At 52.4% G+C, this 15,450-nt stretch carries 14 protein-coding genes; 10 read left to right on the top strand and 4 right to left on the bottom strand.

Going from position 1 to position 15,450, the window contains the following annotated elements:
• Window positions 1-76 precede the first annotated feature (76 nt).
• Complete coding sequence (gene rpoA, locus ABYP33_RS08800) at window positions 77-1,078, top strand: DNA-directed RNA polymerase subunit alpha (RefSeq protein ID WP_008248297.1); 1,002 nt, start codon at window positions 77-79, stop codon at window positions 1,076-1,078.
• A gap of 63 nt (window positions 1,079-1,141) precedes the next feature.
• Window positions 1,142-1,525 (top strand): 50S ribosomal protein L17, encoded by a 384-nt coding sequence (gene rplQ / locus ABYP33_RS08805; RefSeq protein WP_373090422.1) that lies wholly within the window; start codon window positions 1,142-1,144, stop codon window positions 1,523-1,525.
• Window positions 1,526-1,626: 101 nt separating this feature from the next.
• Here the strand turns inward: rplQ and uvrA are convergent, their stop codons facing one another.
• Window positions 1,627-4,473 (bottom strand): excinuclease ABC subunit UvrA, encoded by a 2,847-nt coding sequence (gene uvrA, locus ABYP33_RS08810; protein WP_373090423.1) that lies wholly within the window; start codon window positions 4,471-4,473, stop codon window positions 1,627-1,629.
• A 153-nt stretch (window positions 4,474-4,626) separates the two neighbouring features.
• Here uvrA and ABYP33_RS08815 point away from each other — a divergent pair, with 153 nt between their 5' ends.
• The 6 genes from ABYP33_RS08815 to glp all read left to right on the top strand — a co-directional run bounded on the left by ABYP33_RS08815 (window position 4,627) and on the right by glp (window position 9,408).
• Window positions 4,627-5,991, top strand: coding sequence for an MFS transporter (locus tag ABYP33_RS08815; RefSeq protein WP_373090425.1), 1,365 nt, complete (start codon window positions 4,627-4,629; stop codon window positions 5,989-5,991).
• 83 nt (window positions 5,992-6,074) lie between these two features.
• The gene (gene ssb / locus ABYP33_RS08820; RefSeq protein ID WP_373090426.1) at window positions 6,075-6,596 is read left to right on the top strand and encodes a single-stranded DNA-binding protein; all 522 of its coding nucleotides are present in this window, start codon (window positions 6,075-6,077) and stop codon (window positions 6,594-6,596) included.
• An 83-nt stretch (window positions 6,597-6,679) separates the two neighbouring features.
• The gene (locus tag ABYP33_RS08825; protein WP_373090427.1) at window positions 6,680-6,808 is read left to right on the top strand and encodes a hypothetical protein; all 129 of its coding nucleotides are present in this window, start codon (window positions 6,680-6,682) and stop codon (window positions 6,806-6,808) included.
• 16 nt (window positions 6,809-6,824) lie between these two features.
• The gene (locus tag ABYP33_RS08830) at window positions 6,825-7,682 is read left to right on the top strand and encodes a sugar nucleotide-binding protein (RefSeq protein WP_373090428.1); all 858 of its coding nucleotides are present in this window, start codon (window positions 6,825-6,827) and stop codon (window positions 7,680-7,682) included.
• Window positions 7,679-8,206: a molybdenum cofactor biosynthesis protein B gene (gene moaB / locus ABYP33_RS08835; protein WP_373090430.1), complete on the top strand. Its 528-nt coding sequence runs from the start codon at window positions 7,679-7,681 to the stop codon at window positions 8,204-8,206. The genes ABYP33_RS08830 and moaB overlap by 4 nt, the downstream gene beginning before the upstream one ends.
• Before the next feature lie 2 nt (window positions 8,207-8,208).
• Window positions 8,209-9,408 (top strand): gephyrin-like molybdotransferase Glp, encoded by a 1,200-nt coding sequence (glp, locus tag ABYP33_RS08840; protein WP_373090431.1) that lies wholly within the window; start codon window positions 8,209-8,211, stop codon window positions 9,406-9,408.
• Window positions 9,409-9,480: 72 nt separating this feature from the next.
• On the opposite strand, the gene fabB is transcribed toward glp, so the two are convergent.
• A complete protein-coding gene (gene fabB, locus ABYP33_RS08845) occupies window positions 9,481-10,704 on the bottom strand; it encodes a beta-ketoacyl-ACP synthase I (RefSeq protein WP_373090432.1) in 1,224 nt (407 codons plus the stop codon).
• Between the two features lie 50 nt (window positions 10,705-10,754).
• The gene (gene fabA / locus ABYP33_RS08850) at window positions 10,755-11,276 is read right to left on the bottom strand and encodes a bifunctional 3-hydroxydecanoyl-ACP dehydratase/trans-2-decenoyl-ACP isomerase (RefSeq protein ID WP_373090433.1); all 522 of its coding nucleotides are present in this window, start codon (window positions 11,274-11,276) and stop codon (window positions 10,755-10,757) included.
• A gap of 228 nt (window positions 11,277-11,504) precedes the next feature.
• On the opposite strand from fabA, the gene galU reads away from it, so the two are divergent.
• The gene (gene galU, locus ABYP33_RS08855; RefSeq protein WP_373090434.1) at window positions 11,505-12,341 is read left to right on the top strand and encodes a UTP--glucose-1-phosphate uridylyltransferase GalU; all 837 of its coding nucleotides are present in this window, start codon (window positions 11,505-11,507) and stop codon (window positions 12,339-12,341) included.
• The gene (locus tag ABYP33_RS08860) at window positions 12,338-13,687 is read left to right on the top strand and encodes a phosphomannomutase (protein WP_373090435.1); all 1,350 of its coding nucleotides are present in this window, start codon (window positions 12,338-12,340) and stop codon (window positions 13,685-13,687) included. Before galU ends, ABYP33_RS08860 begins: the two co-directional genes overlap by 4 nt.
• Before the next feature lie 74 nt (window positions 13,688-13,761).
• Here the strand turns inward: ABYP33_RS08860 and pgi are convergent, their stop codons facing one another.
• Entirely contained in the window at window positions 13,762-15,417 is a 1,656-nt protein-coding gene (gene pgi / locus ABYP33_RS08865; RefSeq protein ID WP_373090436.1) for a glucose-6-phosphate isomerase, read from the bottom strand.
• Window positions 15,418-15,450 lie beyond the last annotated feature (33 nt).

The following is a 15,450-nucleotide window of genomic DNA, read 5'->3' on the forward strand; positions in this document are numbered from 1 at the left end:
AGAGATCAACGAACAATTGATCGTTGAGCTTTACTCGAAGTAAGTTAACCTCCGGACAAATCACTACAGGTGAATTATGCAAAGTGCTGTCAATGAATTTTTAACCCCGCGTGTCATCCAAGTTGAAGAATTTGGCCAGACGCGCGCGAAAGTGACCTTGGAGCCGCTGGAGCGGGGATTCGGTCATACCCTGGGTAATGCCTTGCGCCGTATTTTGCTGTCTTCTATGCCGGGCTGTGCAATCACCGAAGTTGAGATAGATGGTGTATTGCATGAGTACAGTGCAATGGAAGGTGTGCAGGAAGATGTTATTGAAATCCTGCTTAACCTGAAAGAAGTTGCAGTAATCATGCACGGCAAAGATCAAGCAATTTTGAGCTTGAATAAAAAAGGACCGGGTGTTGTTACTGCAGGTGATATCCAGACTGATCACGAAATCGAAATAGTTAACACCGATCACGTTATTGCGAACCTAAACGACGACGGCGAGATTAATATGCGCCTGACTATCGCTCGCGGTCGCGGTTATGTGCCAGCAGACGCTCGTGATAATGGCGAAGAAGAAACCCGCTCAATCGGTCGTCTTCAATTGGACGCCAGCTACAGCCCAATCAGTCGCGTAAGTTATGTGGTTGAGAGTGCTCGTGTTGAGCAGCGTACTGACTTAGATAAATTGGTTCTTGATTTAGAGACCAACGGTACGATAGATCCCGAAGAAGCGATTCGCCGTGCGGCAACCATACTTCAGCAACAGCTGGCAGTATTCGTTGATCTTGAAAGCGAGGGTGAGAATGAGCCGTCACGTGAAGAGAACGAAGTAGATCCTATTCTGCTGCGTCCGGTAGATGACTTAGAGCTGACAGTGCGCTCTGCCAACTGCCTGAAAGCGGAGAATATCTATTACATCGGTGATTTGGTGCAGCGCACGGAAGTTGAGCTTCTGAAAACGCCAAACCTTGGTAAGAAGTCGCTGACTGAAATTAAAGACGTATTGGCATCGCGTGGTTTGTCTTTGGGTTTGCGCCTAGACAACTGGCCGCCAGCAAGTCTTAGAAACGACGACCGAGTACTCGCTTAATTTTAAGTGATCACTCTCGAATATTTTTTGCTGAGATAGCAACGTTTATTAAAGGAAAAAGCCATGCGTCATCGTCATAGTGGCCGTCAATTAAACCGTAATAGCTCACATCGTAAAGCGATGTTCCGGAATATGACGGCGTCGTTGGTAGAGCACGAAATGATTAAAACCACCTTGCCAAAGGCAAAGGAGCTGCGCGGTTATGCAGAGCCTTTGATTACCCTTTCAAAGGTAGACAGTGTTGCTAATCGTCGTTTGGCTTTTGCCAGGCTGCGGTGTAATACTGCTGTTGGTAAGCTGTTTACTGACCTAGGTCCTCGCTACGAAGGCCGTCCGGGCGGTTATATCCGGATCATGAAGTGCGGCCTTCGCGCTGGTGATAAGGCGCCAATGGCTTATGTTGAGTTGGTCGACCGCCCCGTAGTAGAAGAAGCTGACGACGAGTAGGTCTCGACGTAGCAAAAATGCCGACTTTTTAAGTCGGCTTTTTTTTGTCTTAAAATTGGCTTTTGGTGTGCTGGGCCAGTCAAAGACCGACCCAGCCGCGATTAAGCGCTGCGCTGCTTGGCGAGCTTGAGAACGTCCGCAAGAAAATGCCCGGTGTGGGACTGGCTCATGGTGGAGATGTCCTCGGGGGTGCCTTCCGCGATAATCATGCCGCCGCCGCTTCCGCCTTCGGGGCCAAGGTCAACGATCCAGTCTGCAGTCTTGATCACGTCGAGATTATGTTCGATAACGACGACGGTGTTGCCGTGATCTCGCAGGCGATGTAAAACCGTAAGCAGTAATTGAATGTCCTCAAAATGCAGTCCTGTGGTGGGTTCGTCGAGGATGTACAAGGTTTTGCCGGTGTCACGCTTTGATAGTTCCTTGGCGAGTTTTACCCGCTGCGCTTCGCCGCCAGATAATGTGGTGGCAGCTTGCCCCAGTCGAATATAGCTTAAGCCAACATCCATCAGAGTTTGCAGTTTTTTACTGATCGACGGTACGTTTTCAAAAAAGGTGTTGGCGTCTTCTACGGTCATATCCAATACTTCGTGGATATTCTTGCCTTTGTAGACGATCTCCAGGGTTTCTCTGTTGTAACGCTGACTGCGGCAAACTTCACAGGCGACATAAATGTCGGGTAAAAAATGCATTTCAACCTTGGTGACCCCGTCGCCCTGACAAGCTTCGCAGCGTCCACCCTTAACGTTAAAGCTAAAGCGGCCAACCTTATAGCCCCGCGAGCGCGCTTCCTGAGTGCCAGCAAAGAGTTCGCGAATCGGCGTAAATATACCGGTATAGGTTGCGGGATTTGAGCGCGGGGTACGACCAATGGGGCTTTGGTCAATATCGATGCATTTATCGACTTGATCTAGGCCGGTTACTGCGCGATGTGGCGCGGGTGTTAATGTGGTCGCGCCGTTAAGTACGGTTGCTGCCACGGGGTAGAGGGTGTGGTTGATAAGTGTGGATTTGCCCGAGCCAGAAACGCCGGTGACACAGGTCATTAGCCCTAGCGGGATGGTCAGGTCGACATCCCGTAAGTTATTACCGGTCGCGCCTTCTATCCGCAGGCATTGATCTGGAGTAACGGGATGGCGTATTTTTGGGATCGCTATCGCGCGCTTTCCCGATAAATATTGGCCGGTGAGGGACTCAGGGCTATTTAAAATATCTTCGATTTTACCTTCTGCAATGACGCGGCCGCCGTGTACCCCGGCGCCGGGGCCGATATCGATAATGTGATCGGCGGTGCGAATGGCGTCTTCGTCGTGCTCAACCACTATGACGGTATTGCCGATATCGCGAAGGTGGCGAAGGGTCTTTAAAAGGCGCTCATTGTCGCGCTGGTGGAGGCCAATCGAGGGTTCGTCGAGAATGTACATAACACCGACGAGGCCTGCGCCAATCTGGCTAGCAAGGCGTATACGCTGAGCTTCGCCGCCAGACAAAGTGTCGGCACTGCGGTCCAGCGTAAGATAGTTAAGGCCAACGTCGACGAGAAAGCGCAGGCGATCGTTAATTTCTTTCAGAATTTTTTCGGCTATCTGGCCGCGACGACCGCTGAGCTCCAGTTCGTTAAAATATTTCCGTGCGGCGCCAACCGGCATGGCGGTGATTTCCGGTAGGGTATTGTCGAGAATAAATACATTTCGCGCTTCTTTGCGTAATCGCGTGCCCGCGCAGTCTGGACAGGATTGCGAATTTAAGAATTTACTTAATTCCTCCCGAACAGTTTGCGATTCGGTTTCTTTGTAGCGGCGATCCATATTGGGGATCACGCCCTCGAAGGGGTGCTTGCGCTGGAAGTTGTCGCCACGATCATTGATATAGGTGAAACTGATTTCTTCTTTGCCACTACCGAATAGAATTTTTTGGCGGTGCTCATCGCTCAGCTCTTCAAAGGGCGCGTCGATGTCGAAGCCGTAGTGCTCGGCTAGGGACGTGAGCATATGGAAGTAATAGACGCTGCGCCGATCCCAGCCGCGAATCGCGCCGGTCGATAAGCTCACGTCTGGATGCTGCACGATGCGGGATGAGTCAAAGAATTGCTTAACCCCAAGCCCGTCGCAACTGCTGCAGGCGCCGAGCGGGCTGTTAAACGAAAACAGCCGAGGTTCTAATTCAGAGAGGCTGTAACCGCAGTGAGGGCAGGCGAACTTTGATGAGAACGTTAATTCCGTTGCTTTGTCATTGTCAATATCGGCAATGCTGGCAATGCCGTCGGTCAGCTCTAGTGCGGTCTCAAACGATTCCGCGAGCCGTTGCGTTAGGCCTTCTCGGACTTTAAAGCGATCAACCACGACCTCGATAGTGTGCTTTTTGTTTTTATCTAGGGTGGGTAAATCGTCTAAATCGGTTACGAGGCCGTTTATTCTGGCGCGGACAAAGCCTTGGCTGCGTAGTTTTTCAAAGGTGTGAATATGTTCGCCTTTGCGATTTTGAACAATTGGCGCCAGCAGCATCAGCTTGCTGCCATCGGGCAGAGCCAGGACAGTGTCGACCATCTGGCTGACCGTCTGCGCGGAAAGCGCGACGTTGTGGTCGGGGCAGCGAGGCTCGCCTGCGCGAGCAAAAAGCAGGCGCAGATAATCATAAATTTCGGTGATCGTGCCGACGGTGGAGCGCGGGTTGTGGGAGGTCGACTTTTGTTCGATCGAAATGGCCGGTGATAAGCCTTCGATGTGGTCGACATCGGGCTTTTCCATCATTGACAAAAACTGTCGTGCGTAAGTCGATAAGGACTCAACGTAGCGGCGCTGACCTTCGGCGTAGAGCGTGTCGAAGGCGAGTGATGACTTACCGGAACCGGACAGTCCGGTAATCACGACAAGTTTGTCGCGGGGTATATCAAGATCGATATTCTTTAGGTTGTGGGTGCGGGCACCGCGGACGATAATCCGATCCATATTTTTTCCCGGCCTAATAAACCGGGCATTATACGACGTCGACACCATGCGGCGCAAAGCAAGGTCGCTGCTAATATGGATGGTTTTTTGGCAGCAGCATAGCTGTTAGAATGACATCCAAACCTCTTAATTTTTTTTAGGATTTCCTCGCCCTTGAACCATCATTCGATGAGTGCAACTGAACTCCGCGCGATTGTGTCCTTGGCAAGCCTGTATGCCTTTCGCATGCTTGGATTGTTTATGCTGTTGCCGGTACTAAGTTTGTACGCGGCGGAATATGACTATAGCACGCCGGTGCTAGTCGGTCTGGCGTTGGGTATCTACGGCCTGGGGCAGGCTGCTTTCCAGGTGCCGCTCGGCATGCTGTCGGATCATATCGGGCGTAAACCGGTTATCATTAGCGGCTTGTTATTGTTCATTGCTGGCGGTGTGGTGGCTGCCGGTGCCGATACTATTTTTGGTGTTATTGTTGGTCGTTTATTGCAGGGTACTGGTGCTATAGCAAGTACCTTAACTGCATTGCTCGCTGATCTTACTAGGGAGCAGCATCGAACAAAGGCCATGGCTGTGATTGGGGTGAGCATTGGGGTGTCCTTTGCCGCTGCCATGGTGATAGGGCCGTTAATGGCTTCATGGCTTGGTGTTTCAGGCCTGTTTTTGTGCACCTCTATCCTTGCCGGTTTAGGTGTTTTGATTACCTTATTTCTTGTGCCGAACCCTGATGCTCGGCGCGTGGATGCTGACAGTCAATCGCTGAGCGGGATGTTGGCGCGCTGCCTTAACGACCGCAACTTAATGCGCCTCAATCTCGGTATATTTAGTCTGCACGCGATTTTAATGGCGATGTTCATCGCTGTGCCGGGAATTTTGGAGGAGCGGGGCTTGTCCCGTGATGATCACTGGCAAGTGTATTTGCCGATGATGGTGGTCGCCTTTGTTGCCATGGTGCCTTTTATTATTATTGCAGAAACCAAAAATAAAATGCGGGAGGTGTTTTTACTTGGTATTGCCACTATTGTTTTAGCCTTGTTTGCCGCAGCGTGTTGGGGGCAACTCTTTACCTCTTTGCTTATTATCATCACCTTATTTTTTGTGGCATTTAATTTAATGGAGGCGTCGTTGCCTTCGCTAGTAAGCAAGACTGTTTGCGCCGGAGGCAAAGGCACCGCTATGGGGGTTTATTCAACCTTTCAGTTTTTTGGCGCGTTCTGCGGCGGCGCGATTGGCGGCGGCTTATTTGGTCGCTGGGGGGCGAGTGCGGTTTTTGCCGGGGCAGCGATACTCGCCGGAGTTTGGTTGATTGTTGCTTGGGGAATGTCGGTTCCCCTCAAATCAGAGAATATCGTTTTAAGCTGGCAGTTTGGGGCATGGGATGTAGCGGATATACGCCGTGAGGTTCTCGCCTTGCCCGGCGCCTTAGATATTACGGTGCTGGAAGGCGAGCGTATTGCTTATTTGCAGGTAGGCAGTGATTTTGATTTGGCCAATTTGCCTGAAGGTCTGCAGTTGGGTAGCTAATGGCCGCTTTCGGCGGAATCCGGTATAGTGCAGTGTCTGTTGCGGGCGTTGGTTCGCATCCATAGAAAAACAGGAGAGATCGCATGGCGCGTGGTATAAATAAAGTTATTTTGGTCGGAAATCTGGGCCAGGATCCCGAGACCCGTTACATGCCTTCTGGCGGCGCCGTGACTAATGTCACCATCGCAACAAGCGAAACGTGGAAGGACAAGCAGAGCGGCCAACCTCAGGAGCGCACCGAGTGGCATCGAGTGGTCTTTTTCAATCGCCTTGCCGAAATCGCTGGTGAGTATTTGAAAAAAGGTTCCAAAGTTTATGTCGAAGGTTCGCTGCGTACTCGCAAATGGCAGAATAAAGAAGGGGCGGATCAGTACACGACTGAAATAGTTGCAGCTGAAATGCAGATGCTCGATAGTCGCGGTGGTGCTTCTGGTGGCGCTAGCAATTACGATGATGGTGGTTATGGTCAACAGCAAGCGCCTCAGGGCCAGGCTGCAGCGCCCGCGCCGCGTCGTGCGCCGCCTCCGCAGCAAAATCGCGCAGCAGCGCCAGCGCAAAACCCGCCTGCCGGCTTTGACGATTTTGATGATGATATCCCATTCTAAGGACTACTTAGCAGTTTGTGTAAAGTATCCAGCTGAAAGCCCCACGTGTTGGGGCTTTTTTGTGAGCTAAAGAGCGGTTGTAAGTGTGGCGTGAGGTTGATAATTTCTTGCGCATCAATGGCGTATTGAGTAATGTTGATGACTTTTCTGGCATTCTGAATCCTGTCATCTTTGCCATTCCTGCGGGTTTAAACGCCTGCTTTAACTGCTGAATTCTGTGATTGTTCTGTGAATGTAATTGTGATTTCTCGACCGGGTGCCTTGGTGACTGCACTGCTTAGTCAGTTTGCAGCGAGGGGGCGCGCGAGTATCAATGTGTCTTTTGGTGAACTGGCCGGGCTCGGTGATGAATTGCTGCGCGGCGCGCTGGTGATTGATGCTGACGCGCTAAGCTTTCTGCAGCGTAACGTGGCATTTCCTCATGCTGAGCATGAACGCTTGCTCGGTTTGCTGGAGGTGTTTTTATCCCGCTGTCGAGAATTAGGTGTTCCTTATTTATTGCTGAGTGATGGCAGAGTATTTGGTGCGCGTGATAATGAGGGTATCGCATTTTATGAGGCAGATACCCCAGGCGCCAAGTGCATCGCTGGGGAGCAGCTCACGGCGCGGGAATGCGCGCTGATTGCTAGCGAAGCGTCTGGCTTGGTGTTGCGCACTGGACCGTTGATTGCGGTACAGGAGGGTAATTTTCTCCGTGATTGTTTGCTAACTATGCGCGATGGCGAAACGCTACGCTTAAATGATGTACAGGTTTCCTATCCGACGCCGGTTGCTGATTTAGCGCGGGTAGTATCGGGTCTGGTTGACCAAATTAGTTGTGGCGCGGCATGTGGTGGCGTGTACCACTATTGCAGTAGCGGTGGAGCCAGTGCCTATGAGTTTGCCGAAGTAGTGTGTGCTTTTGCGTCGCAATTTGTTGCGCCAATGGCGGGTTTAGAGGTTGATGAAGAGGGTGCAGCGTGGTGCCCTGAGGTGCCAGAGCTAAGCTGCGATCGCATCTTGCAAGATTTTGGTATTAAGCGCCTGCCATGGCGGGCGTATTTGCCGCGCATGATAAAAACCGTTTGTGAGGAGACGTCGAAATGAGTGCTAATGGAGATTTGATCCCGCTGGGGATGGCGGTGCTGACGATTTCAGATACCCGCGACGAGAGTACGGACAGTTCGGGACAATATTTAGTCGCAGCCCTCGGTGCTGCGGGTCACCATTTAATTGATAAGCAAATAGTTAAAGATGACGTCTATCAGATCCGCGCAACAGTGTCAGCCTGGATTGCAAACCCACGTATTGAAGCGATATTGCTCACCGGGGGGACTGGATTCTCTGGTCGTGACTCAACGCCCGAGGCAGTGGCCGTGCTATTCGACAAGGTTATCGACGGGTTTGGTGAGGTTTTTCGCTCGGTCTCTCTGCAAGAGATAGGTTCGTCAACAATCCAGTCGCGCGCTATTGCTGGACTAGCGAATAATACGGTTATTTTTTGTATGCCGGGTTCGACGGGTGCCTGTAAAACGGCGTGGCAATCCATTATTTGTGAGCAGCTTGATAGCCGTCATAGCCCCTGTAATTTCGTTGGGGTGTTAAAGGCCCGTAGGGGCGGAGGTCTTTAATCATGGTCTTGCGCTCTGTGGCTGAGACGCTGCACCAATTGTTGGCAGATGTGCCATCGTGGGGCGCTGAGTCGCGAAATTTAGCACAGGCGCAGGGCGCCATCCTGGCTGCTGATGTTTGTGCGCACATTGACGTGCCGCCGCTGGATAATACTGCTATGGATGGCTATGCGCTGCGTCTGAACGACCTGGACGCGGGCGCACCGCTGCGAGTCAGCCAGCGGATACCTGCAGGTGCGAATCCCTGCGCTCTGCAAGCGGGCACTGCTGCACGAATATTCACTGGCGCGTCAATTCCTGCGGGCGCCGATACGGTTGTCGCGCAAGAAGACTGCGAGCTTGTTGGCGACATGCTTCAAGTGAATGCCGTGCCACGCTTAGGCCAGCATATTCGACGCCGAGGCCAAGATATTGCCGCGGGGCAGCGAATACTGCTTAAGGGGCATCGATTATTGGCTGCTGATCTTGGTTTGTTGGCCTCGCTGGGGGTTGCATCTGTTCGGGTCGGGCGTCGGCTGCGCGTAGCCTTAATGTCGACCGGTGATGAGTTGCGCGAGCCTGATGAGGTCCTTGCCGCGGGGCAAATTTATAATTCTAATCGGCCAATGTTAGCTGCGCTGATTGCGTCGCTGGGCGCTGAGGTGGTTGATCTTGGCATTGTCGCCGACACGCCGCAGGCGACCAGAGATGCTTTGGTACGAGCAGCGGCAACGGCCGATGTGGTAATTTCCAGTGGCGGCGTGTCAGTTGGTGAAGAAGATCACGTCAAAAGCCAGGTTGAGGCTTTAGGGTCTTTGAGTTTATGGAAGCTGGCGATTAAACCGGGCAAACCGCTAGCCTATGGTCGGGTAGCGGCTGTGCCGTTTTTTGGTCTACCGGGTAATCCGGTGTCGGGCTTTGTGACCTTTTGCCTGTTGGTGCGGCCCTATCTGCTAAAAATGCAGGGTGCGACCCAATTACAGCCGCCGCAGTGGTCGGCGCAGGCCCTATTTGACTGGCGGCGCGCAGGGTCTAGACAAGAATATTTGCGCGCTAGAGTGACGCCGGGCGAAGCAGGTATGGAGGTTGAAATTTATCCGCAACAAAGCTCTGGGGCATTGTCATCGGTATCGTGGAGCAATGCCTTGGCGATTATCCCTATTGGTAAAACCTTGGAGCGTGGTGACCGTGTTGACGTGATTTTTTTACGGGATATTTGCTAAGAGAATCATGCTGAGGCATGCCGGCGAGGGGATGCTTGCAACGCATTGCGCTGCAAGCATCACTAGGCAGTTTTACGCCTGATAACGCTGAAATACCAAGCTGGCGTTGGTGCCGCCGAAGCCAAAGCTATTCGACATCACCGTATTCAGCGTGACGTTGTCCTGGCGCGTCAGTGCGATCGGCACGCCAGCTGCTTCGTCGTCAACCGTCTCAATATTGGCTGAGGCCGCAATGAAATTATGCTTCATCATCAGTAGCGAGAAAATGGCTTCTTGCACGCCGGTTGCGCCTAGTGAATGGCCAGCGAGGGATTTGGTGGAACCTATTGTTGGAATGGTTTTGCCTTCATAGGCCTGCTTGACCGCCTTTAATTCCTGCATGTCACCGGCTGGCGTCGATGTGCCGTGAGAGTTGATGTAGTCAACATCGCCATCAACGCCCTGGAGTGCTTGGGCCATACAGCGTGCCGCGCCCTCACCGCTTGGTGCGACCATGTCGTAGCCGTCTGACGTAGCGCCGTAGCCGACGATCTCGCCGTATATCTTCGCACCGCGCGCCTTGGCGTGCTCTAACTCTTCAAGCACGATCATGCCTGCGCCGCCCGCAATAACAAAGCCGTCGCGATTGGCGTCGTAGGGCCGAGATGCTTTCTCGGGAGTGGCGTTATACTTGGTTGATAGTGCGCCCATGGCGTCAAACAAGCAGCTTAATGACCAATGTTCTTCTTCGCCGCCACCAGCAAACACCACATCTTGTTTGCCGAGCTGGATCAGCTCCATGGCATTGCCAATGCAGTGGGCGCTGGTTGCGCACGCAGAGGAAATTGAATAGTTCACGCCTTTGATTTTAAAGGGCGTGGCTAAACAGGCCGAGACGGTGCTGCCCATGGTTTGGGTGACGCGGTAGGGCCCGATGCGTTTCACGCCGCGCTCGCGCAGTGTGTCGGCAGACGCAATGAGGTTGGCGGAAGAAGCGCCGCCAGAGCCCGCAATTATACCTGTGCGGACATTGCTAACTTGGTCTTCTGCTAGGCCGGAGTCAGTAGCCGCTTCCTGCATGGCGATATAGGCGTAGGCGGCGGCATCGCCCATAAAGCGCAGCTGCTTGCGGTCAATGCGTTCTTTAAGGTCGAGATTTTTGATAGAGCCAGAAACTTGGCTGCGAAATCCCTTTTCCTTGTACTCTTCATTGAACGCGATTCCCGACTTACCCTCTTGCAATGATGTGAGTACTTCTGCCAAATCATTGCCGATGCTGGATACAATCCCCATACCGGTTACGACAACACGCTTCATCGGATACCTCATTATCTTATCTGTAGTATTAATTGGGTTTTCAGGAAATATTAGAAACTGGCGTCGTCTTTAAATAGGCCAACGCGCAAATCTTTTGCGGTGTAGATTACCTTGCCGTCTACGGCGACTTCGCCATCGGCTATGCCTAATATAAGCTTGCGTTCAATAAGGCGCTTATAGTTCAGGGTGTAGGTGACAAGCTTGGCGTCGGGCAGTATTTGGCCGGTGAATTTTACTTCGCCCGCGCCGAGCGCACGGCCTTTGCCGCTGTTGCCGCGCCAGCCGAGGTAAAAACCAACCAGCTGCCACATCGCATCAAGGCCTAGGCAGCCGGGCATCACAGGGTCGCCTTTAAAGTGGCAGTCAAAAAACCAGAGGTCTGGATTGATATCGAGTTCGGCCACTAACACGCCTTTGTCGTAGCTGCCGCCTTCAGTGCTAATGTGGGTAATCCGGTCTACCATTAGCATATTGTCTACGGGGAGCTTGGGGTTACCGGGACCAAATAATTTGCCGTGTCCGCAGTCGATGAGTTCTTCTTTGGTAAAGCTATTTTGATGGATTAGAGACATGAGGCCATAGTTTCAATTTGAAAATGTAGCGCTTATCTTAGCACGAAGGTTTTAGCTGGCACATTAAAATGTCAGTATTGGCGTGATGCTTGCTGTCATTGAGCTGTCACAAAAAGGCGATAAAAGGGCGGTGCTTGCCAAGCGTCGCAGCTGTTGGGAAAATGTCCGCAGCGTTAACACTCGTTACAAGGATTCGGGATGGCTCCCGACAGCACTTTAGGAAATATTATGATTCGAAAATGTTTATTCCCCGTCGCCGGTTACGGCACGCGCTTTCTTCCCGCAACCAAATCCATGCCCAAGGAAATGCTGCCCATCGTTAACAAGCCTCTCGTGCAGTATGGCGTAGAGGAGGCGATTCAGGCGGGATTAAAAGAAATAGCCCTGGTAACCGGTCGCGGTAAGCGCGCCATCGCGGATCACTTTGATATTAGTTACGAATTAGAGAGCCAGATTGCGGGAACGAGCAAGGAGCGCTATCTTGACTGTATTCGCAATGTGCTAAACGAAGGCACGTTTATGATGACGCGTCAGCGCGAAATGAAAGGCCTGGGTCACGCAATTTTGACCGGTGAATGCTTGATTGGTGATGAGGCTTTTGGCGTGATTTTGTCCGACGATTTATGCCTAAACCAAGAAGATGACGGCGTTATGGCGCAGATGGTGGCGCTGTATAAACAGTTTCGCTGCAGCATTGTTGCGATTCAAGAGGTGCCGATGGACGAGATTGAGAAATATGGTGTCATTGCGGGTGAGGAAATGGGCGATGGCTTGTACCGTGTTAGTTCCATGGTGGAAAAACCCAAACCAGAAGACGCACCAACCAATATGGCGGTTATTGGTCGCTATATTTTAACGCCGGATATTTTCGATATTTTGCGTAACACCCCGCCAGGTAAAAACGGCGAAGTTCAGTTGACTGATGCGCTGATGACGCAGGCAAAAAATGGCTGTGTGCTCGCCTATAAATTCCGTGGTGAGCGTTTTGATTGTGGTAGCGTGCCGGGCTTTATTGAGGCGACCAACTACGTTTACGAGAATGTGTATAGCGAGGCCTCGTCGTGAATGGTAGTGCGATAACGTGTTTTAAAGCTTATGACGTGCGCGGTCGTGTTCCCGATCAACTAAACGAAGATATTGCCTATCGAATTGGGCGCGCTTTTGCCGAGGTGATACAGCCGAAGAAAGTCGTGGTTGGTCATGATATTCGCCTAAGCAGTGAGTCGATTAAAGGTGCCTTGACCGAAGGCCTGCGCGACGCGGGTGTGGATGTTTACGATATTGGTTTGTGCGGGACGGAAGAAATTTACTTCGCCACCTCCCATGCGGAAATGGATGGCGGTATTGCCGTCACTGCAAGCCATAATCCTAAAGACTATAACGGCATGAAGTTTGTGCGTGAAGGCTCCAAGCCGATCAGTGGTGACACTGGTCTTTTCGACATTAAAGCGCTGGCGGAGAAAAATGAGTTTGTGCCAGTCGCAACACGCGGCAGCCTTCAGGCCTTGGATACGTCGTCCGCCTATGTTGAACATCTACTGAGCTATGTTGATGTCGAATCGTTAACGCCGCTAAAAATTGTCGTTAATGCCGGGAACGGCGGGGCTGGTCGCGTTGTTGATCTGCTGGAACCCTATTTACCGTTTGAATTTATTCGTGTGCACCACGAGGCCGACGGTAACTTCCCTAGCGGTGTGCCAAACCCTTTGTTGATAGAAAATCGTCAGCCCAGTATTGATGCAATAAAAGAGCATGGCGCCGATTTGGGGGTGGCGTGGGATGGTGATTTTGATCGCTGTTTTTTCTTTGATGAGACCGGCGATTTTATCGAAGGTTACTATGTCGTGGGTTTATTGGCCGAAGCTTTTTTACTAAAAAATCCAGGTGAAAAAGTTGTTCATGATCCGCGCCTTACTTGGAATACCATTGCCATTGTTGAGGCGGCTGGCGGCACTGCGGTGCAATGTAAAACGGGTCACGCCTTTATCAAGGAGCGGATGCGGATCGAAAATGCGGTGTATGGTGGCGAAATGAGCGCCCACCACTATTTTCGCGATTTTGCGTTTTGTGATAGCGGAATGATTCCCTGGTTGCTGGTAACGCAACTAATGTCGGTGAAGTCGGCGAGTTTGTCATCGCTGGTTGAGCAGCGAGTCGCGTTATTCCCCTGTAGTGGCGAAATAAACCGCGAAGTTGCTGATGCCAAAGCCGTGATAGCGGCGATTGAAGCGCATTACACCCCTTTGGCGGCAGCGATAGACTTTACCGATGGCCTGAGTATGAGTTTTGACGGCTGGCGCTTTAATGTGCGGATGTCCAATACCGAACCGGTGGTGCGTCTCAATGTGGAGAGTGATGGCGATATACCGTTGATGGAAGCGAAAACGGCTGAGTTATTGGCAATGCTGTAAGTCAATTCTCGATGATTGAGCACGCAATAAAGGCGCCCGGTGGCGCCTTTATTGCGTCTGCTATTTGCTAAAAATTACGCGTCTTGGGCGCGTCGATAGCGGGCTATGAGTTGCCTGGTCGATGAATCTAGTATGGCGTTATCGTCACCGCTCAAGCTAGCCATAAGCGTTTCGCTTATCTGTTTCCCCAGTTCGACCCCCCATTGATCAAAAGGGTTGATGCCCCACATGAAGCTTGCGGCGAATAGGCGGTATTCATAGAGGGCGATGAGCGCGCCCAGGCTTTCGGCGTCAAGTTTGTTCATTAAAATAGTGGTGCTGGGCCGGTTGCCGGGCATGGCTTTGTGCTGGGCAAGCTGCTGGGCGGCGCTGGCGTCCATGCCGCTGGCAATTAAATCTTGTTCGATGTCGACGGCAGCTTGGCCTTGCATTAGCACTAAGCTCTGGCTAAAGCAGTTGGCAATCAGGGCTTGATGCTGCTCGCCAATCGGGTTGTGTGAGCTTAAGCTGGCGATAAAGTCGCAGGGAATAGCGTCGCCGCCTTGGTGAAGCAGCTGGTGAAAGGAATGTTGGCCATTGGTGCCCTCGGTGCCCCAGATTACACCGCCGGTCGCGCTGGCAGTTGGGCTGCCGTCGGCCTTGACGGATTTTCCCGCGCTTTCCATAAACAATTGCTGCAAATAAATAGGCAGTAATTTTAGGTGATGCTCATAGGGGAGTACCGCGTGCGACGTTATGCCCCAAGCATTGCGATACCATACATCTAGCATGCCTAAGATAAGTGGAATATTGCTTTCCAGTGGCTGGCTGGCAGCGTGCTGATCTACCGCGTAGCCGCCTTTGAGTAGGGCCCGGAAGCTGTCCATGTCGGTAGATAGGGCAATGGCGAGGCCAAAACCTGACCATACCGAAAAGCGCCCGCCAACCCATTCGGGCACGGGGAGGATTAATTCCTCGCGAATGCCAAACGCCACGGCTGCTTCGGGCTTGGAGCTTACAGCTACAAAGTGGGGGTCGACGTTGTCGGTGCCGAGCGCGGATTGTAGCCAGGCCCGTGCGGCCTGAGCGTTACAGCGGGATTCCTGGGTGCCGAAGGATTTTGAGGCGACAATGAATAAGGTGGTTTCGGCGGGCACGCGGGCCAGTATCTCCGTCATCACGCTAGGGTCGATATTGGCGGCGAAGTGTGGTCGCAAGGTGTTGGGGTGCTGGTTGCTTAGGGCGTCGCATACTAAGCGTGGGCCGAAGTCTGAGCCGCCAATGCCAATATTGACGACATCGGTAAAGGTTTGCCCGGTGCTGCTGCGGTGAGTGCCCGCGTGGATTGCTGTGACGAGGGCTTCCATTGTGCTATACATGGCGTCAATGGCGGGGTCATGCTTCGCGCCTGTGTCGCTGCTGATCCAGCGCCGCAGGCGCGGGTAGTTCGCTGAGCGATTCTCGGTGTTATTGAGCTTGGCGCCAGCGCGCAGGGCATCGAGTTGTTGCGGCACGCCTCGCTGGCGAGCGAGTGTGCACAGCTCGCTGAGGATCCCGGTATCCAGATGATGTTTGGCGTAATCGACAAACAGGGGGCCGATTTGGCCGCTAAATGTGTTGGCGCGCTGGGGGTCGAGTGTGAATCGGCGTTTAAGCGGGGTGTTGGCGGCGTCGCGGGCGAGTTCGGTTAGCTGTGTTTGTAAATCAAGATCGCTTAGTTTGGCTGGGGCCTGGTCTGCAGCTGTGCTCAAAATAACTCCTCGGATATCCGTTTCGGTGCGCGC

Source organism: Zhongshania sp. (genome assembly GCF_041584495.1).
GTDB lineage: Bacteria > Pseudomonadota > Gammaproteobacteria > Pseudomonadales > Spongiibacteraceae > Spongiibacter.

Coding starts and splice junctions, on each gene's coding strand:
- rpoA (WP_008248297.1), top strand. CDS start 77: ATGCAAAGTGCTGTCAATGAATTTTTAACCCCGCGTGTCATCCAAGTT.
- rplQ (WP_373090422.1), top strand. CDS start 1,142: ATGCGTCATCGTCATAGTGGCCGTCAATTAAACCGTAATAGCTCACAT.
- uvrA (WP_373090423.1), bottom strand. CDS start 4,473: ATGGATCGGATTATCGTCCGCGGTGCCCGCACCCACAACCTAAAGAAT.
- ssb (WP_373090426.1), top strand. CDS start 6,075: ATGGCGCGTGGTATAAATAAAGTTATTTTGGTCGGAAATCTGGGCCAG.
- moaB (WP_373090430.1), top strand. CDS start 7,679: ATGAGTGCTAATGGAGATTTGATCCCGCTGGGGATGGCGGTGCTGACG.
- glp (WP_373090431.1), top strand. CDS start 8,209: ATGGTCTTGCGCTCTGTGGCTGAGACGCTGCACCAATTGTTGGCAGAT.
- fabB (WP_373090432.1), bottom strand. CDS start 10,704: ATGAAGCGTGTTGTCGTAACCGGTATGGGGATTGTATCCAGCATCGGC.
- fabA (WP_373090433.1), bottom strand. CDS start 11,276: ATGTCTCTAATCCATCAAAATAGCTTTACCAAAGAAGAACTCATCGAC.
- galU (WP_373090434.1), top strand. CDS start 11,505: ATGATTCGAAAATGTTTATTCCCCGTCGCCGGTTACGGCACGCGCTTT.